22 protein-coding genes and 2 pseudogenes are annotated in these 22,955 nt (G+C 71.5%); 14 read left to right on the top strand and 10 right to left on the bottom strand.

The window, feature by feature from the left end; translation table 11 throughout:
- Window positions 1-49: 49 nt before the first annotated feature.
- From ABT001_RS26225 to ABT001_RS26210, 4 genes are all read left to right on the top strand, one after another.
- Window positions 50-1,342 (top strand): tetratricopeptide repeat protein, encoded by a 1,293-nt coding sequence (locus ABT001_RS26225; protein ID WP_351282068.1) that lies wholly within the window; start codon window positions 50-52, stop codon window positions 1,340-1,342.
- Window positions 1,339-3,711, top strand: a complete 2,373-nt coding sequence (locus ABT001_RS26220; protein ID WP_351282065.1) for a polysaccharide pyruvyl transferase family protein — start codon at window positions 1,339-1,341, stop codon at window positions 3,709-3,711. The genes ABT001_RS26225 and ABT001_RS26220 overlap by 4 nt, the downstream gene beginning before the upstream one ends.
- A 56-nt stretch (window positions 3,712-3,767) precedes the next feature.
- The gene (locus ABT001_RS26215; RefSeq protein WP_351282062.1) at window positions 3,768-4,862 is read left to right on the top strand and encodes an acyltransferase; all 1,095 of its coding nucleotides are present in this window, start codon (window positions 3,768-3,770) and stop codon (window positions 4,860-4,862) included.
- 250 nt (window positions 4,863-5,112) lie between these two features.
- On the top strand, window positions 5,113-5,715 hold the full coding sequence (locus tag ABT001_RS26210; RefSeq protein ID WP_351282060.1) for a hypothetical protein: 603 nt from the start codon (window positions 5,113-5,115) through the stop codon (window positions 5,713-5,715).
- A 37-nt stretch (window positions 5,716-5,752) separates the two neighbouring features.
- On the opposite strand, the gene ABT001_RS26205 is transcribed toward ABT001_RS26210, so the two are convergent.
- Window positions 5,753-7,102, bottom strand: coding sequence for a polysialyltransferase family glycosyltransferase (locus ABT001_RS26205; protein ID WP_351282058.1), 1,350 nt, complete (start codon window positions 7,100-7,102; stop codon window positions 5,753-5,755).
- Window positions 7,099-8,088 (bottom strand): glycosyltransferase family 2 protein, encoded by a 990-nt coding sequence (locus tag ABT001_RS26200; protein ID WP_351282055.1) that lies wholly within the window; start codon window positions 8,086-8,088, stop codon window positions 7,099-7,101. The genes ABT001_RS26205 and ABT001_RS26200 overlap by 4 nt, the downstream gene beginning before the upstream one ends.
- Before the next feature lie 202 nt (window positions 8,089-8,290).
- Between ABT001_RS26200 and ABT001_RS26195 the strand changes: the two genes are divergently transcribed.
- Genes ABT001_RS26195 through ABT001_RS26180 form a run of 4 tightly spaced genes read left to right on the top strand, consistent with a single transcriptional unit; the run spans window position 8,291 to window position 12,948 of the window.
- Window positions 8,291-9,676 (top strand): DUF6716 putative glycosyltransferase, encoded by a 1,386-nt coding sequence (locus tag ABT001_RS26195; RefSeq protein WP_351282052.1) that lies wholly within the window; start codon window positions 8,291-8,293, stop codon window positions 9,674-9,676.
- A 20-nt stretch (window positions 9,677-9,696) separates the two neighbouring features.
- Entirely contained in the window at window positions 9,697-10,935 is a 1,239-nt protein-coding gene (locus tag ABT001_RS26190) for a cytidylyltransferase domain-containing protein (RefSeq protein ID WP_351282049.1), read from the top strand.
- Window positions 10,936-10,963: 28 nt separating this feature from the next.
- Entirely contained in the window at window positions 10,964-11,896 is a 933-nt protein-coding gene (locus ABT001_RS26185; RefSeq protein ID WP_351282047.1) for an N-acetylneuraminate synthase family protein, read from the top strand.
- An 11-nt stretch (window positions 11,897-11,907) separates the two neighbouring features.
- Window positions 11,908-12,948 carry a hypothetical protein gene (locus tag ABT001_RS26180; protein WP_351282044.1) on the top strand — a complete coding sequence of 347 codons (1,041 nt, stop codon included), beginning with the start codon at window positions 11,908-11,910 and terminating at the stop codon, window positions 12,946-12,948.
- Between the two features lie 347 nt (window positions 12,949-13,295).
- Here ABT001_RS26180 and ABT001_RS26175 read toward each other — a convergent pair whose 3' ends face one another.
- The gene (locus ABT001_RS26175; RefSeq protein WP_351282042.1) at window positions 13,296-13,727 is read right to left on the bottom strand and encodes an ATP-binding protein; all 432 of its coding nucleotides are present in this window, start codon (window positions 13,725-13,727) and stop codon (window positions 13,296-13,298) included.
- A 116-nt stretch (window positions 13,728-13,843) separates the two neighbouring features.
- On the opposite strand from ABT001_RS26175, the gene ABT001_RS26170 reads away from it, so the two are divergent.
- The 3 genes and pseudogenes from ABT001_RS26170 to ABT001_RS26160 form a co-directional block, all read left to right on the top strand.
- Complete coding sequence (locus ABT001_RS26170) at window positions 13,844-15,148, top strand: helix-turn-helix transcriptional regulator (protein WP_502967524.1); 1,305 nt, start codon at window positions 13,844-13,846, stop codon at window positions 15,146-15,148.
- Entirely contained in the window at window positions 15,133-15,678 is a 546-nt protein-coding gene (locus ABT001_RS26165) for a GNAT family N-acetyltransferase (RefSeq protein ID WP_351282037.1), read from the top strand. Before ABT001_RS26170 ends, ABT001_RS26165 begins: the two co-directional genes overlap by 16 nt.
- Before the next feature lie 45 nt (window positions 15,679-15,723).
- Window positions 15,724-16,083 (top strand): annotated as a pseudogene (locus ABT001_RS26160) (transposase family protein); the annotation flags it as partial.
- A 34-nt stretch (window positions 16,084-16,117) separates the two neighbouring features.
- Here ABT001_RS26160 and ABT001_RS26155 read toward each other — a convergent pair.
- Entirely contained in the window at window positions 16,118-16,465 is a 348-nt protein-coding gene (locus ABT001_RS26155) for a hypothetical protein (RefSeq protein ID WP_351282035.1), read from the bottom strand.
- Here ABT001_RS26155 and ABT001_RS26150 point away from each other — a divergent pair.
- Window positions 16,445-17,038, top strand: a complete 594-nt coding sequence (locus ABT001_RS26150) for a TetR/AcrR family transcriptional regulator (protein ID WP_351282032.1) — start codon at window positions 16,445-16,447, stop codon at window positions 17,036-17,038. The genes ABT001_RS26155 and ABT001_RS26150 overlap by 21 nt on opposite strands.
- Before the next feature lie 62 nt (window positions 17,039-17,100).
- On the opposite strand, the pseudogene ABT001_RS26145 reads toward ABT001_RS26150, so the two are convergent.
- Window positions 17,101-17,316: pseudogene (locus tag ABT001_RS26145) on the bottom strand (helix-turn-helix domain-containing protein); the annotation flags it as partial.
- Window positions 17,317-17,319: 3 nt separating this feature from the next.
- On the opposite strand from ABT001_RS26145, the gene ABT001_RS26140 reads away from it, so the two are divergent.
- On the top strand, window positions 17,320-17,697 hold the full coding sequence (locus ABT001_RS26140) for a TIGR03086 family metal-binding protein (RefSeq protein ID WP_502967523.1): 378 nt from the start codon (window positions 17,320-17,322) through the stop codon (window positions 17,695-17,697).
- A 3-nt stretch (window positions 17,698-17,700) separates the two neighbouring features.
- Here the strand turns inward: ABT001_RS26140 and ABT001_RS26135 are convergent, their stop codons facing one another.
- The 3 genes from ABT001_RS26135 to ABT001_RS26125 form a co-directional block, all read right to left on the bottom strand.
- Complete coding sequence (locus ABT001_RS26135; protein WP_351282029.1) at window positions 17,701-17,832, bottom strand: DUF1304 family protein; 132 nt, start codon at window positions 17,830-17,832, stop codon at window positions 17,701-17,703.
- Entirely contained in the window at window positions 17,833-18,147 is a 315-nt protein-coding gene (locus ABT001_RS26130) for a DUF1330 domain-containing protein (protein ID WP_351282026.1), read from the bottom strand.
- A gap of 141 nt (window positions 18,148-18,288) precedes the next feature.
- Complete coding sequence (locus ABT001_RS26125) at window positions 18,289-18,933, bottom strand: macro domain-containing protein (protein ID WP_351282023.1); 645 nt, start codon at window positions 18,931-18,933, stop codon at window positions 18,289-18,291.
- Between the two features lie 244 nt (window positions 18,934-19,177).
- On the opposite strand from ABT001_RS26125, the gene ABT001_RS26120 reads away from it, so the two are divergent.
- Window positions 19,178-20,794 carry an ADP-ribosyltransferase domain-containing protein gene (locus ABT001_RS26120; protein ID WP_351282021.1) on the top strand — a complete coding sequence of 539 codons (1,617 nt, stop codon included), beginning with the start codon at window positions 19,178-19,180 and terminating at the stop codon, window positions 20,792-20,794.
- Window positions 20,795-20,853: 59 nt separating this feature from the next.
- Here the strand turns inward: ABT001_RS26120 and ABT001_RS26115 are convergent, their stop codons facing one another.
- Window positions 20,854-21,756, bottom strand: a complete 903-nt coding sequence (locus ABT001_RS26115; protein WP_351282018.1) for an aminoglycoside phosphotransferase family protein — start codon at window positions 21,754-21,756, stop codon at window positions 20,854-20,856.
- Between the two features lie 87 nt (window positions 21,757-21,843).
- The gene (locus ABT001_RS26110) at window positions 21,844-22,788 is read right to left on the bottom strand and encodes an SDR family NAD(P)-dependent oxidoreductase (RefSeq protein WP_351282015.1); all 945 of its coding nucleotides are present in this window, start codon (window positions 22,786-22,788) and stop codon (window positions 21,844-21,846) included.
- Window positions 22,789-22,955 lie beyond the last annotated feature (167 nt).

Raw genomic sequence — 22,955 nt, 5'->3', positions numbered from 1 at the left:
GGGGCTCGTGCCCCGGCCCGGCCACTGATGACAGAACGGCGGTACGAGCATGGGCCAGACCTTCACGGGGCTGCTCAAGGCGGTACGGGCGAGAACCGGGCAGGGCGGCGGCACGGCGCGGCCGGAGCCCGCGGCCGCCCTGCGCCTGTGCGGTGACTACCTCGCGGGCCTCGCCGCGAGCGGTCCCATGAACGACGCCCGGCAGACCCGGCTGGTCTCCGCCATCGGCGGCCTCACCACCGCGTGCGGAACCGGCGGGGACGACCTGTTCGACGCGCTGCTCCGTACCGGGCAGCGCGCCCTGGAGGCGGGCGGCGAGACGGAGACCCGCCTCGCCCTGGACATCGCCGTCGAGGCCACCGGGCTGCGCGCCAGGTCCAAGGGGGCGTGGCGGCTGCGCGGCAGCGCGCTGGACGCGCTGGGCCGCCGCGACGAGGCGGTGGAGGCGTACGGACAGCACCTGGCGCTCCAGCAGAACCCGGCCGCGGCCGAGGACATCGTGTGCCGGATCGCGACCCTCAAGGACCTGCGCACCTGCCTGGAGGAGGCCGCCGGCCTGCTCCCCGGAGAGGACGGCACCGCCCTGCGGGCGCTGCACGACGCGCCCGCGGCACACGCGCGCACCGTCTTCGCCGACGTCGTACGCCGACGGACCGCCGGGGGCGGCGGCATGGCGGACCCGGCCGTCCGCAGCCTCACCACCCGGTACGCCGCCTACCGCCGGCTGCTGGACCGGGACAGGATGGCCGACCCGCTGCTCGGCGGCGCGGAGCCGCTCGGGGTCACCGGACTGCGCCGCCTGATCACGGGCCGGTCGGTCGTCCTGGTCGCGGGCGCGGCCCGGATCTCCGACGAGGAGAAAATCCCCGGCAGCCCGCTCGGCAAGCTGATCGACGGGTACGACCTGGTGGTGCGCTGCGACACCCTGCCGGCAGCCGCCCCGCGCACCGACCTGCACGCGGTCACCCTGCGGGGGGACACCCCGTGGACGGGCCCGGTCTGGGACCGCCGGGCGGGCACCCGGCTGGTCTTCGGCGAATCGCAGTCGCAGTGGCGCCGCTCGCTGCGCGCCCGGCTGGTCGCCGGGGCGCAGGACCACATCGGCGACGCCACGCTGCGGCACCCCCTGGACGACCCGGCCCTCCTCGGCGAGGACGACTGGGGCCCGCGAACGGGCACCGCGTTCACCGTGCTCCGGCTGCTGGACTTCCTGGACGCGGCCGACCGCCTGGACCTCATCGGCTTCGGGCTCCCGGGGCAGTTGTCGCCGCGTGAGCGGGAGTGGGTCACGGCCCGCGCGACACACGAGGACGAGACCGAGATGAGGACCGCGCTCCGATGAACAGCCCCGCCGAGCCCACCGACGGCAGACGCACCGGGCCCGCCGCCCCGCACGGACGGCCGGGCGCCCCCGGCGCCGACGACCGGAGCGCCGTCACCGGCAAGCGCAGGATCGCCTTCGCCGCGTACGCCGACGAGGACCGGATGCCCGGCCTCCTGGTGCTGCTGCGCAGCCTCGCGCTGACGAACCCGGCCGTCTGCGAGGACTTCCTCCTCCTGCACCCCGGGCTGCCCGACTCCGCCTTCGACGCCGCCCACCGGCTCCACCCGCGCCTCGTGCCGCGTACGGCGGAGAGCCGCCTCGACGTCTTCCGGGCGACCGGCTACGACACCGTCATCGCCCTCGGCCCCGGCATGGTCGTGCTCGGCTCCCTCCTTCCGCTGCTGACCCTCCGCAGCGGAGTGGCCGCCGTGCCGCAGCCGGGCCCCGGCGGTGAGCGGACCGTGCGGGACGAAGGGCTGCTGGTGATCCAGCGCCAGGACGTGACGGACGCCGTGCCGACCGTGCCGGCCGGAGGCGGCGGGAGCACGGTGGACCGTGCGCTGACCGCGGCCGGACTCCTCGAACCCCTCGACGCACGCTACGACTTCCCGGCCGACCGGCTGTACGCCGACACCCCCGTGCCCGCGAGCACCGTCGTCCTGAACCTCGGCGAGGGCCTCACCACCTCCGCCCCGGCGCGCGAGGCGCGCGAGCGCTACGAGATGGACGACGAGGCGTTCCGCGCCGCCTACCGGGCCCTCCCTGGCCCCAAGCACCCCGAACTCCTCCTGCACTGCGCCCTGCCGTTCCCCGAAGGGGGGCGCGCTCCGGTGGACCTGGTCCGCCAGGTCGCCGAGGTGCACCGGCAGCAGGGCCGCTACGAGGAGGCCGTCGCCCTGCTGACCGCCGCCGTCGCGGACCGGCCCGACCTGCCACGCTGCCACGAGACGCTGGGCATCAGCCTGATGGCCCTGTCCCGCTACGAGGAGGCCGAGGCGCACCTCCTCCTGGCCACCGTGTCCCCGGACTTCGCCGCCCGCGCCTACGGCCAGCTCGCCCGCCTCGCCTGGCTGCAGGGCCGAGACGAGGACGCGCACGCGTACGCCCGTGAAGGGCTCGACGCCGACCCCGCCGACGGCAACTGTCACGCCTGGCACGTCCGTACCCGCCAGGCCGAAGCCCCTGACCAGGGTCCCGCGGCTGAACAGCTGGCCCACGTCGCCCTGTTCGCCGACGGCCAGGAGAACGCGGGCGACAAGGTGCTGCCCGAAGCCGTGCGGATGTGTTTCGGCCCCGACACCGGGCCCGCCCGCTGGCACGAGCGGTCCGTGCACCGGCTGGTCGACGAGCCGGCCCTGGAGCAGCTCAACGCCCGGCGCGGCATCGTCGTCGGCGGTGGCGGGCTCTTCCTCCCGGACACCGCGCCCAACAGCAACAGCGGCTGGCAGTGGAACATCCCCGACGACGTCCTGGAGCGGATCACCGCGCCGCTCGCCGTCTTCGCGGTCGGCTACAACGTCTTCGACGGCCAGCGCTACCGCCGGGAGCGCTTCGCGGCGAGTCTGCGCGCCCTGGTCGAGAAGTCGGCCTTCTTCGGGCTGCGCAACCAGGGTTCCGTCGACCGGGTCAGGGAACTCCTGCCGGAGGAGCTGCGGGACCGGGTGCGCTACCAGCCCTGTCCCACGACCGTGGCCCGCCACCTCGACCCGGGCCTGGACGACGGGGCGGGCCGGGACGACACCGTGCTGATCAACTGTGCGTACGACCGGGCCGGTCTGCGCTTCGGCCACGACTACGGCCACTTCCTGGCGGAGACGGCCGCCGCCGTGCGTGCCATCGGTGAGCGCGCCGAGGTCCGATACGCGGCCCACATGCCGGCCGACGAGAAGTTCGTCCACGACCTGCGCCGGGAACACGGCATCGCCCTTCCGGTGGAGCAGCTGTACCTGTTCTCCAACGACCGCATCCGCGAGCTCTACCGGCGTACACGCCTGGTGATCGGCATGCGCGGGCACGCGGGAATGATCCCCTTCGGCTGCGGTACGCCGATCATCAGCCTGGTCTCGCACCCCAAGCTCGCCTACTTCCTCTCCGACGTGGAGCGCCCCGACTGGGGGGTGTCCGTCCACGACCGGTCGCTGGGCGCCCGCCTCGCCGAGCGGGCGGCGGCCGTGCTGGACGACCACCCCGCGGCCGTGGCCGACGTCCACGGCCGGCAGGAGCGCCTGTGGTCGGTCACCCGCGCCAACCTCGCCGAGCTCCGGGAGCTGTTCGGGCTGCCGGACCCGCTCCCCGGGGGCCCGCGTGTCCCCGGCCCCCGGGGAGCGGACGGCCCGGCCGCCGGACCGGCACGGGGCCTTCACCTTCCGGACACCCGGACGAAGTGACTGTTCACCTGACCGGAGTTCACCCACGCCCCGCACGTTCATAGCCTTCGAGGACCATGCCTCCCTCTGTCTCCCCGGCCGGCTCACCTGTCACCGCACAGCCGTCGCAGCCCGCCCCCGAAGCCCGCCCGCGCCGTGAACACCGGCACGACATCGATCTGATCCGGCTGCTCTGCTCCGTCGGCGTGATCGTCTGCCACACGGGCTCCGCGTTCGTGCAAGCGGCGGGCCGCGAGGCCGCGAACGGCCCCGGCACCTACTGGGCGGGCCTGGTGGCGGACTCGGCGGGCCGCTTCGCCGTACCGCTGTTCTTCGCGATCGCCGGATGGGTCGTCCTCGTCGGCGCCCCGGTCCGGGACGGCCGCCAGCTGTGGCAGCGGATCGTCCGCATCCTGGTGCCGCTCGCCGTGTGGACGGTGCTCTACGTGGCATGGGGCAGGCTGCGCGACACCAATGACGCACCGGCCCGCGAGCTGGCGTTCGACGCGCTGTTCGCCTCGGTGCGCCCGGCCTACCACCTCTGGTACCTGTACGCCTACATCCCCGTGATCATGCTCCTGGCCTTCGCCGCCCTGGTGAAGTCAGGCAAGCGCCCCTGGGGCCTCGGTGCCGCACTCCTCGTGCTGGGCGCCGCGCCGACGTTCTTCGGCGACCTGGCCAAGGTCACGGACCTGGAACTCCCGCGCTTCGGATGGGGCTTCGGCCCGTACCAGCTGATCTACGCGGTCCTGGGCGCCCTCGTCCTCGCGCTGCCCGCCGGTACGTTCGGCAGGCGGAGCCTGTGGTGGCTGTTCCCTGCGGGCGTGTTCCTGGCGGCGGTCATCGCGTACCAGCACGGGGTGCACTACGCGATCCCGTACGCGAGCGTCCTGGTGGCCCTGTTCAGCGCCGGTGTGCTGCTCTCCCTGCACCGGCTGCGCGTCCCGGAGCGCGTGCGCCCGGCCCTGACCCGGCTGGCGGGCGCGTCGTTCGGCGCGTACATGATCCATGTGCTGGTGCTGGGCGTCCTCACCGACGTGTTGGTCGACACGGACCTGACCCTGCCGGTGGCGGCGGCCCTGGCCGTAGCCGTCACCGCCGTCACGACGGCACTCTCCTTCGGCGCGGCCGTGCTGTGGACCCGCCTCGGCCTGACGCGGCTGCTGGGCTGAGGAGCGGCGCCGGAGGCGTGCGTGCACCGGCCTGCCCCGGTGCCGCCCGCCGACAGGTGCGCCATGTCGGCAACGTGGGCACGGTGAGGACTGCTTGGGCCGGGCAGCGATTCCGGGCCTCCGCAGGTGGGACGCTGCGACCACCCGGGGACGCTGCCCCGCCCGGTGTCTGATGTCCCATCAGGACACTCGGGGCGCTGCCCCGGCCTCAGGCTTCTTCGACCGTTACCGAACCCGAGGTGTGATTCTCATGAGACTGACCCGCGCGGCGCTGGCCGTGACCGCTGGAGTCCTTGCACCGGCCCTTCTGCTCGCCACTCCCTCGTTCGCCGCAGGTGCGGGCTCGTCGCCCGGCACCGCATCGGTGGCGAAGGCCACGGCCGGCTCGGGCTCTCCGTACGACTCCATGTCGCTGACCGAGCTCCGTGTCGAGGTCTTCACGGTCCTGGGAGACCCCGACACGGGACCCACGGTGCGCGAGGAGGCCGTGAAGGCACTGGAGATCGATACGGCCGAGGCGCTGCGCCACTTCCTGAAGACCGGACGCGGGCTCGCCCAGGTGACGGACGACCGCGTGGCGGTGTTCACGATCCTGGGCGCCCCCGGTACGGGTCGGACGGTTCATGAGGCGGCTGTGAAGGCGCTCGAAGCCGATACCGCCGAGGCGCTGCGGCACTTCCTGGAGACGGGGCGCTGGGACGCGCAGGAGGTGGACGACCGCGTGACGGTGTTCACGATCCTGGGCGCCCCCGGAACCGGCGATGCCCTGCGTGCGGCGGCGATCGCGGTGCTGGAGGACGGTAGCCGGGCGGCGCTGCGTCACTTCGTCGAAGTGGGGCAGTACGAGGTGTGATCCCTCGGCGCCCGCGCTTCCGATCCGGCGCGCCGTCTCATCTCCCGGCTGCCCGCTTCAGTGACCGGGCCCGCCGCGCCAGCCGGCGCAGGGTGGCGTTCCGCCGTACGAAGGCGAGGCGTGCGGGGACGACGCCGGGCAGGGCCAGGGAGCCGAGGCGGCGGCGCTTGAAGTAGCGCCAGGTCCGGGTGTTCAGGTGGGCCGACAGGTAGCGCTCGGCGGCCGGGCGGAGGTCCGGCCGGACGCGTGGCTGCATGGCGAAGGCGACCGTCGGCAGCAGGCCGTCGAGCGCGTCGGCCACCGAGGCCTCGGTCAGCGGGGGCCGGTCCGACACGGCGGCGGGGTCGGCCAGGTCGGGCAGCAGGGCGTCGACGATCGTGACGGGGATCCTGGCCGGGTTCTCGTACGGGGTGAGGTGCTCCAGGAGGGGGCCCGTCCCGGTCCTGGCCACCGGCAGGCCGTAGTGCGTGGCCGCGGTGAGCAGCGCCGTCGAGGAGCAGCCGACGACCAGCGCGGGGCGCAGCCGTTCGTACAGGACCTCGGCCGGGACCGGGGCGCCGGGCAGTCCGGGGTCCGGCACCGACAGTTCGACGCCGAGGCGTGTGGCCTCCGCCCGCAGGGCCGGGGTGACGGGCGCCGGGTCGTCGGGGTGGGGCCGGAGGACGAGACGGGTGTGGCCGAGGGCGGCCGTGCCGCGGATCATCCGCAGCCGGAGTTCCGCCTCCTCCGAGGCGGGCAGCGTGCCCGCCTCGGGGAGGAGCAGGAGCGCGGCCCCCTCGGGCACCTCGGACGACGGTGCGGCCTCGGCCAGTTCGGCGTGGACCGCGCGCAGTGCCGGAGTGGGCAGCGGGTGGGGTACGGCGTCGAACTCACCCAGCAGCAGCGGCTTCAGGCCGGGGAGCAGATCCGGGTGGAGTACGCGCCGTACGCGGGTGCCGATCAGCGGCGGGATCTTGCCGGGCGTCGGGCCGTAGCCGGTCAGGTCGACCGTGTACACGGTCACGGGACCGCCGGTGAAGATCTGGGCGACGGCCCGGGCGGGCCCGGTGTGCGGGGATTCCAGGGCCAGCTCGACCTCGTCGTCGCCCAGACCCCACGCGCGCCGCAGATGGCGTTCCCACAGGGGCACGTCGTCGGCGCGGGGATTCCAGGAGCCCGGGTGGAGCGGGAAGACGGAGTCGTTCCACGAGAGCACCTCGTCGAACCGGGTGCGCAGCCGTTCGAAACCGGGCAGTGCGTCGACCGGGACCGAGGCCTCGGGGATCTCGGTGTCGTCGCTGAGCAGCAGGATGCGCCGGCCTGAGTCCTCGAAGCAGCCGGCGTCGAGGGCCGCCGCGAGCACGGCGGTGCCGTGGAGGCTGGATGCGACGAAGATCTGGGTGGTCACGCGGCTGTCGCTCCCTCGGTGGTGGCGGCCCGGCGGCGCAACTTGCGCAGTACGGTCGCCCGTTCGGTGTCCATGGAGTCCAGGACGTCGTCGAGCACGCGCCGGGGCATGGTGCCGAGAGCCGTCGCTGCGAGCGATTTCAGGGTGCGGGCCACATCCGGTTCGAATTTCCCGATCGATCCGACGTGATGGGCGATGACGGCACAGTAGGTCCGTACCGCTTTCGGCAACAGCGTTTCCGCGTCGCGGTCCGCCGCCGTCTCGGACAACACCTGGTCATAAGCCCGGATGAAATCCAGCTGGCGTTCGTCACCGATCTGGGTGAGGGAGGACGCGACCCCCCGCCGGTAGAAATGCCCCAGCATTCCCAGGACCGCGAAGGATTCCGCCTCCCGGTGCAGCCGCCAGATCCACGGGCGGTCCTCGGCGGTGCGCAGTCCGTCGGTGAAATGCAGCAGTCCCCGGTCCAGCAGGCTGCGGTGGTAGAGCCCCGCCCAGGCGAAGGCGTAGTCGACGGACGTCGTCCGGTCGGCGGGCAGGATCGCGTCCCGGGGGTCGCTCACCACTCCGCGCAGGCCGTGCGGGACGCGGCGTACCGTGCGGGAGGTGCCGGTGACCTGGACGTGATCCGTGCGCACGAACGCGCAGCCCAGGGCCTCCGCGTGAGCCAGCAGGCGGGCGTAGTGGCCGGGGGCCAGCCAGTCGTCGCCGTCCAGGAAGGCGATGTACTCGCCGTTGGCCGCCTCCAGGCCGGTGTTGCGGGCCGTGGCCAGACCGGCGTTGGCGTCGTGTCTGCGCACGACCACGCCCTCGATGCCGGCCTCGGCCCGGCGCAGGAGATCCGCCGTCCCGTCGGTCGAGCAGTCGTCGACGAGGATGAACTCGAAGTCCTCGCGGGTATTGGCCCGCAGGCTTCTGAGCGTATCGGGGGCGTATGCCTGGACGTTGTAGAACGGCACGATGACGGAGAGCTTAACCACCCGCATCACGCTAGGGGTGGCCCCGGCCTTCGTCCTGACCCCTGTCCGTACGGAAAGTGAACGGCGCGCGACGGAAAAGTGAACCGGTCCGCTTTCGAGGCCAATTCCTTCGCCGAACGGCCCGAATCCCCAACCGTCGACCGGCTGTTAACCATCTGTTGCCACCACGTTGGGCCGCGGCTCGGAAAGGCTTCCTAGCTTTTACGACGTGCCCCCCCGTACCGATGACACGGCCGCTCCGGCCGATACCCCAGAAGCCGACCGTGCGGTTCTCCGCATAGCCGTGCTCGCCGACTCCGACACCCGCTGGAAGTGGGGCGCGCTCACCGCGCACCGCCTCTCCACGGCCCCGGAGGCCGGCGCGACGGAGCGACCCGTCGAGATCCACGGACTGCTGCTGCGCGGCCGGGCCACCCCGACGCCCCGCCAGCTCGCCGAGGTCGGTGAGGTCGGGATCGACACCGGCCGGGTGCGCGAGGTGACCGCCGTCGAGTTCCTGCACACGGTGCGGGACGAGGGGTACGACGTCGTGGTCCTCGCCCTGGTCGGCGGTGCCGTCCAGGCGATGCTGCACGGCCTGGCCGCACTGGACCTGCCCCGCAGGCCCGTCGTCGTCACCGGCTACGTCGGCGTCGTCTACGAGAAGCTCGCCGACGGGCTCCTGCTGCGCCACGGCGCGGACGTCGTCCTCGCCAACTCGCGCCATGACGGCGAGCGTTTCCGCGCCGTGTACGAAGGGGTCGGCGCCGACGCGTCGTCCGTCACGGAGGCCGCTCTGCCGTTCCTCGGCGGGGAGCCCCATCAGGCGGTGGAAGGCCGCGACACCGTCGTGTTCGCCGCCCAGCCCTCCGTACCGGCCTCCCGTGCCGACCGCACGTACCTGCTGCGCCGGCTCGTCGAGCACGCCCGGCTGCACCCCGGCCGCGAGGTGCTGCTGAAGCTGCGCTCCAAGCCGGGGGAGCACACCACGCACATCGAGGAGCTGCCCTACCAGCGGCTCGCCGAGCGGATCCCCGGCGGCCTGCCGCCCAACTTCAGCCTCGTGTACGGGCACATGGGTGAGGTCCTGGACCGCACCGACCTGCTGGTCACCGTGTCCTCGACCGCCGCCCTGGAGTCCCTGCACCGGCGGATCCCGACCGCGATCCTCTCCGACCTCGGCGTCCGTGAGGCCCTCGGCAACCACCACTTCATCGGCTCCGGACTGATCACGTCCTGGGACCACCTCGACGGCGGCTTCCGCCCCGAACCCGACGCGGAGTGGCTCTCGGGCCAGGGCGTCGCCGCCGACGGCACCTACGGGACGGCCTACGACACCGCCCGCGCCCGGGTCGCGGCCCTGCTCGACGCCGGACCGCTTCCCCGCCTCGCCCCCTACTACACCCCCGCCACCGCACCCGGATACCTCCCCGGCATCCTCGCCCGCTACCACCTGGGCCCCGACGGCCACCCGCTGCCGGGCGCCGTCACCCCCAAGGAGACGGGCCGGGTCCGGGGCGCGGTCCGCGAGACCGTGCGCAACGCGGCACGCGGCGCCTACCGCCACGGCGTCCAGCGGGTCGCCCCCGTGATCCGGCGGATGGGCGAGCTGTGACCACCGATTCAGGAGCAACCATGACCCCGCCCCCTACCGTCCTCGCAGTGATCCCCGCCCGCGGCGGATCCAAGGGCGTGCCCGCGAAGAACCTCGCCCGTGTCGGCGGCGTACCGCTCGTCGCACGCGCCGTTCGCGCCTGCCTCTCCTCGCCCGAGGTCACGGACGTCGTCGTCACCACCGACGACGCGGCCATCTCCGCAGCGGCCAGGTCCGCGGCGGAGGCACTGGGGGAGGAGGCCCGGCTGCACTGCGTGCAACGCCCCGCCGCCATCGCCGGTGACACGGCGACCAGCGAGGACGCGGTCCTGCACGCCCTGCACACCTACGAGACGACCTCGCACGGCCGGAAGGCCGACGTGGTGCTCCTGGTCCAGTGCACGAGCCCCTTCATCACCCGCGAGGACATCGACGGGGTCGCCGCCGCGATCACCCGTGACGGCGCGGACACCGCCGTCACCGTCGCCCCCTTCCACGGCTTCGTGTGGCGTGACGGCAGCGCGGTCGAGGACGACACGTACGGCGTCAACCACGACAAGGCCGTGCGCCCCCGGCGCCAGGACCGGCCCCAGGACTACCTGGAGACCGGCGCCGCCTACGCCATGGACGTCGAGGGCTTCCGCACCCACCGCCACCGCTTCTTCGGCCACACCGCGCTCGTCCCCACCGACCCCGCCCGGGTCCTGGAGATCGACGACCCGCACGACCTGGCCCGCGCCCGTGCCCTCGCCCCGCTCCTGGACCCCTCCCCGCTGCCCACCCTCGCGGACATCGACGCGGTGGTCCTCGACTTCGACGGCACACAGACCGACGACCGCGTCCTCATCGACTCCGACGGCCGCGAGATCGTCTCCGTGCACCGGGGGGACGGGCTCGGTATCGCCGCCCTGCGCCGGGCCGGCGTACCGCTCCTGATCCTCTCCACGGAACAGAACCCGGTCGTCGCCGCCCGCGCCCGCAAGCTCCAGGTCCCCGTCCTGCACGGCATCGACCGCAAGGACCTGGCACTCAAGCAGTGGTGCGAGGAGCAGGGCATCGCTCCCGACCGCGTGCTCTACGTCGGCAACGACGTCAACGACCTGGCCTGCTTCGGCCTGGCGGGCTGGCCCGTCGCCGTCGCGAGTGCCCACGACTCGGTGCGTGCCGCAGCGCGCGCCGTGACCGCGAACCCCGGCGGGTCCGGTGCCATCCGCGAGATCGCGGCCTGGCTCCTGGGCCCCACCCTCTCCACCGGCACCACTCACACCCCCACCAAGTAGCGTCCCCGTCACCTAAGGAAGCACCACCATGAGCAACACCTCCCGTCTGCGCACCTTCGGCACCCGCACCGCCGGCCCCGGCCACCCCGTCTACATCACCGGTGAGATCGGCATCAACCACAACGGCGAGCTCGACAACGCGATCGCGCTGATCGACGCGGCCGCCGAAGCCGGCTGCGACGCGGTCAAGTTCCAGAAGCGCACCCCGGAGATCTGCACCCCGCGCGACCAGTGGGACATCGAGCGCGACACCCCGTGGGGCCGGATGACGTACATCGACTACCGCCACCGCGTCGAGTTCGGTGAGGCCGAGTACACCGCCATCGCCGAGCACTGCGCCAAGCGCGGCATCGACTGGTTCGCCTCCCCGTGGGACACCGAGGCCGTCGCCTTCCTGGAGAAGTTCGACGTCCCCGCGCACAAGGTCGCCTCCGCCTCCCTCACGGACGACGAGCTGCTCCGCTCGCTGCGCGCCACCGGCCGCACCGTCATCCTCTCCACCGGCATGTCGACGCCGAAGCAGATCCGTCACGCGGTCGAGGTCCTCGGCAGCGACAACATCCTGCTCTGCCACGCCACCTCGACGTACCCGGCGAAGGCCGAGGAGCTCAACCTGCGGGTCATCAACACCCTTCAGCAGGAGTACCCGAACGTCCCGATCGGCTACAGCGGCCACGAGACCGGCCTGCAGACGACCCTCGCCGCCGTCGCGCTCGGCGCCACGTTCGTCGAGCGTCACATCACCCTGGACCGCGCCATGTGGGGCTCCGACCAGGCGGCCTCCGTCGAGCCGCAGGGCCTGACGCGCCTCGTCCGCGACATCCGCACCATCGAGGAGTCCCTCGGTGACGGTGTCAAGAAGGTCTACGAGTCGGAGCTCGGCCCGATGAAGAAGCTCCGCCGGGTCGCGGGCGTCGTCGCCGAGGGCAACGCGCCGGCCGCCGAGCCGGTCACGGTCTGACGGGCCGACCGGTGAACCTCGCCTTCGTCGAGAGCCCGGTCCAGCTCCTGAACGTCCTGGAGTGGACCCACACCCGGGGAGGATCCGACACCACGGTCGTCATCCTCCCCCCGGTCGACCCGATGTCGCGCGGACAGCTGCGCAGGATGGCGGAGCTGGCCCGCGACGAGGGCATCACCGTCCGCTGGCAGGAGGCGCGCGGGGACACCGGCGCGCCTCTGAAGGCCTTGCGGGCGCTGACCGGCCTGATCCGCAAGGCCGACCGCATCGTCATCGGGGACCCGTTCTCCCGGTACGTGCAACTGCTCCTCACCCTGGTCCGCGCCCGCCGGATCACGGTGGTCGACGACGGCACCGCCACCATGGAGTTCGTCGCCCAGCTGGCCCGTGGTGAGCGCCTGGTGCGCTGGCACCGCCGGGGGAGCGGGGGCCCGCGCGAGCTGCTCCTGGCTCCGGTCAGCTCCGCGGCCCGCCGCAGCTTCACCCCGTCGGCGACCCGCACGGTCGAGGTGTTCACCGCGATGCCGGTGGAAGCCCCCGAGGGCGTCGAGGTCACGGCGAACACCTTCGCCTGGACCCGGGAGCGCTTCGGCCCGCCCCTGATCACCAAGGGCGCCGACCTGGTCGGCACCTCCCTGGTGGAGACGGGAGTGGTCGACCCGGTCCCGTACGAGGAAGCGGTCACCACCCTCGCCCGCGCCCACGGGGCGACCCGCTACTTCGCCCACCGCCGCGAGTCAGCGGACAAGCTCCACGCCCTGGAATCCGCCACCGGCCTGGAGATCGTCCGCCCCGACCTGCCCCTGGAACTCATCGCCCGCAGAGGCCCCATCGGCCACACGGTGCTGAGTTTCCCGTCCACCGTGGTCCACACCCTCCCCCTGGCCCTGGCGGGCACGGGCGTGAAGGTCGCGGTGTGCGACATAGCGCCCGAGTGGCTCCGGGACACGGCATCGCCGCGCGCCCAGGGCTTCCTGAGCGGCGTCACGGAGACAGCCAAGGACGCACAGCGGCTGGCCCCGTGGCGTGCCACAGCCGTCGCGAAGGGCTGAGCGGGCCGTCGGCTCGCCGTACGACGACGCAGGGTGTCGCCCCGACACCCTGCCGCCGTGGTCAACCGTCCGGGCCCCCGCCGTCGATGTTCCACGACGGCGCCGGCTGCGCCGCGGCGCCGTGGTCACCGGCAGCGTGCCGGCGCCGGCGGCGATCGCGTTCGGCATCGGGCGCCACCCGGTCTCGATGGCCCGGCGTTCAGCCGCGATCATCAGTACCTCAGTGGCCGACGCCTTGATCTGACCGTATTCCGCGAGGTCCGGAACGCTGAGGCGAGACACTGCCTGAATGCTCCCCATGGGGGGATGACTCAGCGAAGTCCCCCTCGGCGTACGGCCTTGACCTCTCAGGGCGGGGGAGGTCCGGAGCACACCAGCTCGCTCCAGACCTGCTTTCCCCAGCGGTAGAGGTCCGTGCCCCAGCGATCGCTCAGCGCATCGACCAGAAGGAGGCCCCGTCCCCGCAGGTCGTCTCCGCCGGCGTCGTCCGTCCGCATCATCGGGACGGCCTTGGACCTGTCCACGACCCCGATGCGTACCAGCTGATCCGTGGGCAGGGAGACGATGATTCTCATGGGTCCGTGGCAGGCGTGATCGAGGGCATTGGACACCAGCTCAGTCGTGATGAGGAGGGCGTCCTCGACGAGATCGTCCTGTTCCCACGCAGCGAGCGCGGTTCGTACCAACTTGCGGGCGGCACCGGCGCTCTCCGGCTCACGAGGAAGCGTCCGGGAGTATCCGGGGTGACGTGCGGGTCCTGGCGTGGTGGTCACTGTCATCGGGACCTCGTCGGGTGCGAAGTTTGCGGCCTCGGACCAGTCAACGACCGTCGGAAGAAGAGCAGAAGGAAAAGGCGGGGCGCTGTCCCTCACGGTCGAGCGGAAATTCCCCGGCCATGAGGTTGCGTCACACCCACCTTGGTTACGGTGAGTGCGTGAACGGTAACGAGGCTCTCGGTCGTGCCTTGGACGAGGTCGGACTCACCCAGTCGGAGTTGGCCGAAGCGGTGAACGCGCGCTTACGGTGGTCCGGTCACGACGGCACGGTGAGCGATCGCACCGTCCGTAACTGGCTGACCGGAAACACGCGGTGGCCTCACCCTCGGCAACGTGAAGCCTTGGCCGCGGTATTCGGATGTCCCGTCGAGGAGCTGGGATTCGTCCCGCCTGCCGGGAGGCGTTCTCCCGCAGATGGAGCGGACTCCCTCATGGGGCGCAGGAGCGTACTCCGGGCCGCCACCGGCACATCCGCAGCATGGGGTGTCCCCTTTGTGGGAGCGCCGCCCCGGGTGGGTACGTCGGACGTCATGCGGCTTCGTGACGGGTTGGACGCCCTGATGGCTCTGGATGACAGCAGAGGTGGCCATGAAGGGCTGGAGGACGCTGCGCTGGCCGGAGCGGAGGAGGCTCTGGGGAAGCAGAGGCTCGGTGCCACTCAGCGGGTCCGGCTACGGCTTTTCGCCGTGGCCGCCGACTACGTCGCCACGGCGGCATGGAGCGCATTGGACGCCAGGCGAACGGACCGGGCGCAGGCTCTGCTGGGCCGCGCGTTGTATCTGGCCGGGGTGGGACAGGATGCCGCAGTCGAGTTGAGGGTCTGGAACTCCTACGCGATGCTCGCCCACCAGCGTGGGGCGCACACGGACGCCGTCGACTGCGGACAGGCGGCACTGGCTACGGCGATCGCTCGACGGGACCCCTTCTTCGCCTCGCTGGCACACGCCCGCACAGCTGTCGGTCACTCGAATCTCGGTGACCGTCAGGCAGCTCTGCGATCCCTGGGGCGTGCTCGTGACGCACTGGGCAAGGCCGACTCCGGCCGTGCCCGGCCGAGCTGGACAGCGTTCTACGGTCATGCCGAGCTGACGGCCATGACGGCGATCGTCAGAGACCGGACCGGCGACTTCGCGGGCGCCGAGGCCGCCTCCCACCAGGCGCTGGGAAGCATTCCCGGGCAGTTCCGCAGAAACCGGGCTCTGGCCACCGCCCGGCTCGCGCTGACCCAGGTGCATCAGCGCGATGTCGACCAGGCGTGTTCCACGGCCTCGGCCGTCTTCGAACTGATGGCGGGCACGCCGATCCCCGGGCGCATGCGGTCCCTGCTCGGCGACTTCTATCGGGACTTGATCACTCTTGCGCCGGACGCCGGTATCGCCCGAGAGTGGGGAGACCACTACCGATCCGAATGGAGCCGAGCTTGAACGCCGCCGACTTGCACGTACGACGCTTCGGTCACGACGATCTCCAGCAGATCAGGCAGGCGCTCATCGACGTGCACGCCGACGCCTACGCGGATGCCATGGACGACGAGTTCAACCAACGGTTCCCGTGGTTCGTCGACCACTGGGGCGGCCATCCCGAATTCTCCTGCGTGATCGCCTTCGACGGAGAAGAGGCCGTGGCCTTCGCGTACGGAGCGCCCTCGGCCCCGAAGCGCGAGTGGTGGCGTGATCACCTCGACCCGGCCCCCGGCCGGGAGCGCACGTACTCCTTCTCCGAACTGGCCGTCCGCGCGAAGTGGCGCAAGGCCGGGGTTTCCGAGTCGGTCACTCGGGCGCTTCTCCACGGGCGGGACGAGGATCTGGTGGCGTTGCTCGTGGACGCACGGCATCCCCGGGTGCAGGCGATGTACGAGACCTGGGGCTTCCGGAAGGTCGGGGAGCGGCAGCCGTTTCCGGACTCACCGGTGTACGCCGTGATGCTCGCCGAATTGCCGCTCCCCAGTACTTAGGGCCTGTCCGGCGGATCGTGTGACCTGCCCCGGGTGTCGACTGGGTCGATGGTGAGCGTGGATTCGACGTCCTGCCGCGCTCACCAGCACGCCGCCGGAGCACCCAAGAAGCTGCCTCGGATTCCGGGAAGGCGGACGCCCCGGCAGCACCGCCCCGATGAAGGGCTCGGACGCTCCCGGGGCGGGCTGACCTGCAAGACCCATTCGGTGGGTGAGGGGGGCTGCCGGCCCCTCGCCTTCCTCACTCATCACGCCGGGTCAGTGGGGCGACGCACCTCAAAGTCGAGCGAACGATCAATGCACTCAAGAACTCCCGGGCCCGTCGCCACGAGGCGTGACAAGAGGGCCTACGTCTTCCATGGCACCGTCACCGCAGCAGCAATCCGCCTTTGGCTCCGTCCATGATCCGCCGAACAGCCCCCCGTCCACTCGCACCGAGTCAGTTGCCAGGCGCCTTACGGGCGTTTTGAGCTCGCCCTGCGATGACCGCGCCGATCGCGACCGCCAGTACGTACACGGTGATGCTCACCGCGAAGCCTCCCGGCAGCCACCCCAACAGGCCGGCGTTGTCGTGGTCGACGAGTTGACGTATTGCACCCTGGGCTCCGATGACGAGCAGCGCCATACCGAGCGCCTGGTAGAGGCCATATTTCACGGGTTCCTCCTCGGCCTGATCAGGTTTACCATGCACTTGCACTGTAAACTGGCGGTGCTCGGTTTTGCAATGCGATCGCATGGTGAAAGTGCGAGGAGAGGCGGCGACGCCGTGCCGAAGATCGTGGATCACGAAGCGCGCAGGGTGCGCCTCGTCGAGGCCGTCTGGTCACTGACCGTGCGCGGCGGCATCGAGCAGGTGTCGCTGCGTAAGGTGGCCGAAGAGGCGGGCGTCTCGATGGGCCAGATCCAGCACTACTACTCCTCGATGCAGGCCCTGATCCGCGACGCCCTCGACCGAGCCGTACGGGCCGTCAACGCCACCATCGAGAAAGCGGTCACCGCCGCCGACGCGACCAGTCCGGAGGCCGTACTCCGCGCCTGCCTGTACGCCTTGATCAGCCCGGCCCAGGAGAGTACGCGGCTGATGCGCTTCGCGCTGGCGGCCGCAGGCCGGGCGGTCTCCGATCAGACGATGGCCAGGGCTCTGGCGCCGGTCGACGACGAGCTGCTCACGTTCACCGCCGGCCTCATCGCGGCAGCCAGGGAGGAGCGGGGCAGCGAGCCGCGTTGCGAGGAACGTACCGATGCCGACATCTGCTGGTCCCTCGCCACCGGCCTCGGCGTGGACATCGCCCTCGGTTACCGCACCCCGGAAGCCGCCGAGCTTCTCCTCGACCACCACGTCGAGCAGGTCCTTCGCTAGAGCCTGTGCAGCGGACCTTGCCGGGTCTCACGCACCCCTGCGCTCGTGGCACCGAAGGTGCGTCACAGAAGTGGATCTTGATGTGTCAAGGGATCCTGGGGTCCGGGGTAGGACGTCGGCGGGACGCCGACCGTCGCCGTGAAGTGCCGTACGAGATGGGCCTGGTCGGCGTGGCCGAGGTCGGCGGCGAGGGCGGCCCAGTCGACGTCCGTCCTGGTGCCGGCCGCTTCGACGGCCTCGTGGATGCGGTAGCGCAGGATGCACCACTTGGGGCGGACCATGTGGGCGCCGAGGGCGCGGCGTGGCGGGAGCGGTTCGCGGCGGAGACGGACGCGCTCGTCGCGGCGTGGGCGGTGCCGGGGGCCGAGGAGGGGACGAGCGGCGCGATGAACATGCCGGCGCGGCTCGTCGGCTCGATGGCGCTGCTCGATCTGACGGTGCACGCCTGGGGCCTGGCGCGCGCCACGGGCCAGGCGTACGAGGCCCCGCCGCAGGTCGTGGGGGTGCTCGCGGACGCGGTGGCGGAGCTGGCGCCGACGGCCCGCTCGATGGGCGTGTTCGGGGAGCCGGTGCCGGTCGCCGCCGACGCGTCCCCGTTCGAGCGGCTGCTCGCGTCGACAGGGCGGGACCCCTACGGGGCCTGCGGGGCGTGGACCTGAGCGTCAGTGGGCGCTGATCACGAGCGCCAGGGCGACGACCGCGGGCACGGTCTGCAGGAAGAGGATTGTGGGTGACGCGGTGGCGGCGTCGTAGAGCCCGGCGACCGCCACGCAGACCATGAAGGAGACGCGCACTCAGGACGGGAGGGTGAAGCCCTCAGGTGGCGAGCCCTCGACGAACAGCATCCCCACCCGTGCTCTGCCCTCACGTATGTCGCGGGCGCGCCGGTACTCGGGGGAGTCGTACCACTCCCGGATCCGGTCCATGTCGGGGAACGCGATGACCATGAACCGGGAGGAGTCCCAGGTGCCTTCGACCGGCTGGGGTGTGGAGCCCGCGACCAGGTACCGGCCGCCGTGGCTGAGGACGGACTTCTGGGCCACGGCCGCGTAGGCGAGACCGGCCTCCTCGTCGAGCACATCGACGTTGACGATGACGTAGGCGGGCATGGGATTCTCCCGTTCTCCGGATGGGACCGCGGCAGGACGCCGCTCGGTCCGTGGGCATCATGCCCGCTTCATCTCTCGCCGAGGTGAAGTTCCCTTGAGGCGAACGCCGCCCCTGGGGCGGTGACATGACCGGCCCTGTCGTCAGCGGCGGGCCGCGCCGCGCCTTGTGGGGTCGATGCGGACACGCTCCGTGGCAGGGACGGCCTCGATGTCGTGGAGCTGCGCGGTGATCGTGCCGCGCAGCTCGTCGTAGTCCTCGAAGCGGTGGTCGTTGTACAGCGTGTAGCCCGTCCACATCAGGTTGGCGCACACCCGCGCCGGTACCCGGCCGGTGCGGGCGCCCATGCCGACCAGCGCCACCGATTCGATGCTGCCCGGCGCCTTCCTGTTCTGCTGATGGATCGCCTGGAAGGCGGCGGCGCAGGCCAGGGCGACGTTCAGGGTCTCGCTGACGTTCTGCGAGGACCCCTCCATGGTCGGGGTCGGTATGAGGAACTTCGGGTTGACCGCTCCGGACGGGACACACACCGCGCTGCCCACAGGGAGGCTCCCCGCGAACCTGTCGCGGATCGCCCGCTGCACACGCAGCTGGATGCCGGCGCCGAGGTGCCGCTTGATCGCGGCGTCGGCGCCACCGTCCATGCGACCGCGTGAGTTGGTCGGGTTGACCCAGGCGTCGGCCTTCTCGTCGAGGATCGATCCCTTGCGGATCTCGATCTCCGGGGTGTCGGCGAACGCGGCCCTCCACGCCTCGACGACATCGGTGTTGAGGTCGGTCAGAACCACCCTGACAGGCGGTGAGTGCAAGCGGTTCGCGGACATCGTTCACTCCGATCAAGAGGCGTTCTCCCAGTGATCAGGACGCTACAGCGCGCCACTGACAACGCCTCCGCGACCGGGGGTCGGGCACGCCCTCGCTGTCAGTGGCGGCGGCTATAACTCCTCGTATGCGGGACCACGGCGCACGCGGCGCCGGACCGCGCCCACGGCTGCGAACACCACCCGGACCGATCCTGCGGAGTGCTTCACCATGAGCGATGCCACCACCCCGGCCCAGCCCGACCCGAACGACCCGCTGGCCCTGGCCGACCTGTTCGAGGGCGGCGGCGAACCGTGGCTCCCGCTGCTGAAGCCGGTCATCGAATCGCAGCCGGACGCCGCGGAGTTCATCGGCCCGAACCGGAGCCCGGGCGTCGTACCGGTGCGCGAGCTGACGTTCCAGGCGCTCAAACCGAATCCGCCGCACAAGTGGAAGGTCGTCGTCTTCGGCCAGAACCCCTACCCGAGGCCGGAGAGCGCGACCGGCATCGCGATGTTCGACAACACCTTCCACGACTGGAAGGACAGCCAGTTCGGCCGGGTCGTCAGCATCCGCTGCATCATCAAGGCAGCGGCGATGTGGAAGTACGACATACCGAAGAAGACCCCGATCGCCGACGTACGCGCGCTGTTGAAGGAGAAGGACACCGTCCAGCCGCCGGAGTGGTTCCAGGCGATGCTCACGCAGGGGGTACTGCTGCTGAACGCGGCACTCACCGCCAGCAGCGACGGCGCGATGGCCACCGACCAGCACACCAGGTTCTGGCGGCCGGCGGCCGAGCGGATCGTCGAGGAGATCCTCAAGGCCAAGCAGAACGCAGGGCAGGAGGACCGTTACGTCGTCTTCGCCTGGTGGGGCGCTCATGCACGCAGCCTGAAGAACGTCGTGCTGCGGCTCCAGAAGAAGTACCCGGATGTCGAGGTCCGGCACATCGACCACCCGAACCCCGCCGCGCAGGGCGACATCTTCTGCGAGGGCGAGCACTTCGGGACGGTCAACGCCGCACTCGCCTCGCTGGGCGCGGACGAGATCGACTGGCTGCCGAGCCAGGGGTGGAACACGGCCGCGGAGGGTCCCGGCGGGGCGGACGACGGTGTCGCGGACCGCATGGGCGCGTTCATCGCGTCGACCATGGAGCTGCATCAGCTGTATCTGGACCGGCTCGCGGGCGTCAGGGACGAGGGCCTGGTCCTGCCCGCGATCACAGGTGTCTTCGACACCCCGCTCCTGGGCTTCCCGGACGCCGTGGGCCCGGTCACATCGGTGCTGGCCGGCATCGAACGGCATGTCGAGCGGTCGCACGAGTTCGGGAAGCGGCGCGCCGACGAGGCGGCGGGCGAGCTGTCCGCCGACGCGATCGCCGCGCTCTACCTCTACACCTGCGAGTCCGCGTTCTACCGGGAGATCAATGCCGTCCTGCGCTCCCCGGACCGGGCGAAGGTCGTCCCGTACCTCCCCTATCTGCGACTCCTCTTCTCGGCGGTATCGCAGCTCCCCGCCCACACGCGGCCGTTGTGGCGAGGGGTGTCGCTGGACCTGCGCGCGCAGTACCCACTCGGCCGGACGGTGACCTGGTGGGGCGTGTCCTCCTGCACGTCCGAGATCGGCGTGGCGCGGTCGTTCCTCGGCAGCCGTGGCAAGCGGACACTCTTCGAGGTGACGCCCGCCAGGGCGGTGGGCATCCGCCGCTTCTCCGCCTTCACGGGCGAGGAGGAGTTCATCCTGACGCCGGGCACGCAGCTGAAGGTGACGGCGGTGAAGGCCGAACGCGGCGGCTTGTGCACCGTGAAGCTGACGGAGCTGGAGGAGCAGAGCCTGGTGTCCTGAGACCTGTCGCCCGGCGTACGCGTACGACTCGGCCACGGCCGCAGCCACCACCGGGTGGATCAGCCGCCGGCCAGGGCCGTGAGGAACCGCGTCTGCGGATCGTCCCGTCCTGCGCACAGCCGAGGGACCGCGTCGAGAGCGGCCGAGGCCCGGCACCAATCCAGCACGCGGTGTGGAGAGAGGCCGGGAACCAGCGCCGCCAGCTCCCCGATCCGCTGCTCCAGCATGGCCGGATCCGTGACTCCCTCAAGTGCCCAGTCCACAGTGTCGAAGTCCGGGTCGCCCCACGTCGGCCTCGGATCGATCGCGACCATGCGGGCGCCCGGACCAGACAGCACGTTGGCTGGATGGAGATCACCGTGCACGAGGGCCATCGGCCCACCGGCCGCAAGCGCCAGGGCCGCGGCTCGGGCCCGACCCAGCGCTGCCGGGGCGAGCGGGACGTTCGTGCGGGCCGCCGCCAGCCTGCGATCGGTCATGTCGAACAGGAAGTCGATCCGGTGTGAGAGAGGCCGCAGTACCGAGTGCTCCCCTCGTGGGGGAGACGAGACTCGCAGTTCTCGGAGCAGGGCCGCGACCTCGGGCAAGGTCCAGGTGAGCTGCCGCACCGGCACTCCCGGTTCCACGTCCTCCAACAGCAGGGCTCCGGCGTCGAGGTCCACTGCCAGCAGAGTGACAACGGAAGGTGTCCCTGCCCAGGCCCGCAGGGCTTCGGCTTCCTCGCGGGCGATCACGGGCTCCGGCGTGAGCTTCAGCCAGACCGGGGCGCCGGTGTCGCGTCGCGAGCAGCGGAACACCCGCGAGGTGCCTCCGCCACCCGCCGAGACAGGATCCAGACCCCAACGAGCGGCGAGTTCATGGACGAGAGCCGGTAACCCGTCGCACCAACCGAGGACATCGGCGCCGAACCGGACGAGGAGCCGGTCACGGATGTCCGGAGTGACATGCGCCAACTCGCTCAACGCGGCCTCCGCAGGTGGTCGATGCAGTTCCCGCGCATCCTAGGGGCGCGGTCCGTGCAGCGGTCAGGGATATCGGCGATGGCGTGGTCATGAAGGACCACCTGTGGACGCGGGTACGGGCGTGGGCGCGGCTTTCGGGTTCTTGGGCCGGTGGCTCATCGCGAGGATGCCGTCCATCAGACGGGCCGGCAGGAAACGGGCGAGGGGGATGACGAAGGCGGCGTCCGCGCCGAGGGTGTACCGGGCGCGCGGACGGGGCGTGGTCGCCACCCTGGCGATCTTGGCCCCCGCCTTCGCCGCTGGTAGGGCGCGTTCCAGAAAGGCCGCGTTCGACGACACCGTCGCGTTGATGAGGCCGCCGTAGAGACGTTGGTGCTCGGCGCTCATCCCGGCGGCGAGTTCGAGGGAGATGTCACCGCTGCGGGCGGCCATCTCGGTCCGGACGCCGCCGGGCTGGACGACGACCACCTGCACGCCGTGCGCCGAGACCTCGCGGCGCAGGGAGTCGCTGGCCGCTTCGAGGGCGAACTTGGTTCCCGCGTACGCCCCGAAGACGGGCAGCGCGGCCACCCCGCCCACGGAACTGATGTTGACGATTCGGCCCCGGCTCCGCCGAAGGAACGGCAGGAGCCTCTGGATGACGGCGATGTGCCCGAAGAGGTTCACCTCGAACTGTTCGCGCCACAGGGAGAGAGGGAGCACCTCGACGGGGGCGTTGATCTCGATCCCCGCGTTGTTGACCAGGACACGCAGCTCGCGTCGTCCGGGGTCGTCGGCGATCCGCCGGGCCAGGGCCTCGATGTGTTCCGGGACGGTGATGTCCAAGGTGACCGGTTCGATGCCGTCGGCCCGGACGGCGTCCGCCTCGCTGTCGTTGCGTACCCCGGCGAGGACGTGGTAGCCCATGGCGGCGAGGGCTTGCGCCGTCGCGGCTCCGATGCCCGACGAGGCGCCGGAGACGACGACGAGTTCGTCCGGCTCACGAGGGTTCTTCAGCGGGTCTTTCCGCGGGTCTTTCCGTGGACGAATCACTGTGGCGGGTCCTTTCACGAGGCAGGGGGTGCGGGTGCACCCAGGGGGAAGCGCGTGCCGGTCAGTTGCTCCGACACCTCCCACAGCCGCCGTGCCGTGTCGTGGGCGAACGCCCGTACGGCGAATCTGGACATGTCGAAAGAGTAGGCATTGGCAACATTGTTGTC

Source organism: Streptomyces sp. NPDC002793, assembly GCF_040295485.1.
Classification (GTDB): domain Bacteria; phylum Actinomycetota; class Actinomycetes; order Streptomycetales; family Streptomycetaceae; genus Streptomyces.
This window is presented reverse-complemented; position numbering and strand designations above follow the sequence as displayed.

What these genes read in the sequence shown, in the direction of transcription:
- ABT001_RS26185 (WP_351282047.1), top strand. Translation starts at nt 10,964, where the DNA reads ATGAGCAACACCTCCCGTCTGCGCACCTTCGGCACCCGCACCGCCGGC.
- ABT001_RS26130 (WP_351282026.1), bottom strand. Translation starts at nt 18,147, where the DNA reads ATGCCCGCCTACGTCATCGTCAACGTCGATGTGCTCGACGAGGAGGCC.
- ABT001_RS26175 (WP_351282042.1), bottom strand. Translation starts at nt 13,727, where the DNA reads ATGACAGTGACCACCACGCCAGGACCCGCACGTCACCCCGGATACTCC.
- ABT001_RS26225 (WP_351282068.1), top strand. Translation starts at nt 50, where the DNA reads ATGGGCCAGACCTTCACGGGGCTGCTCAAGGCGGTACGGGCGAGAACC.
- ABT001_RS26165 (WP_351282037.1), top strand. Translation starts at nt 15,133, where the DNA reads ATGGAGCCGAGCTTGAACGCCGCCGACTTGCACGTACGACGCTTCGGT.
- ABT001_RS26190 (WP_351282049.1), top strand. Translation starts at nt 9,697, where the DNA reads ATGACCCCGCCCCCTACCGTCCTCGCAGTGATCCCCGCCCGCGGCGGA.
- ABT001_RS26170 (WP_502967524.1), top strand. Translation starts at nt 13,844, where the DNA reads ATGAGGTTGCGTCACACCCACCTTGGTTACGGTGAGTGCGTGAACGGT.
- ABT001_RS26200 (WP_351282055.1), bottom strand. Translation starts at nt 8,088, where the DNA reads ATGCGGGTGGTTAAGCTCTCCGTCATCGTGCCGTTCTACAACGTCCAG.
- ABT001_RS26120 (WP_351282021.1), top strand. Translation starts at nt 19,178, where the DNA reads ATGAGCGATGCCACCACCCCGGCCCAGCCCGACCCGAACGACCCGCTG.
- ABT001_RS26220 (WP_351282065.1), top strand. Translation starts at nt 1,339, where the DNA reads ATGAACAGCCCCGCCGAGCCCACCGACGGCAGACGCACCGGGCCCGCC.
- ABT001_RS26210 (WP_351282060.1), top strand. Translation starts at nt 5,113, where the DNA reads ATGAGACTGACCCGCGCGGCGCTGGCCGTGACCGCTGGAGTCCTTGCA.
- ABT001_RS26215 (WP_351282062.1), top strand. Translation starts at nt 3,768, where the DNA reads ATGCCTCCCTCTGTCTCCCCGGCCGGCTCACCTGTCACCGCACAGCCG.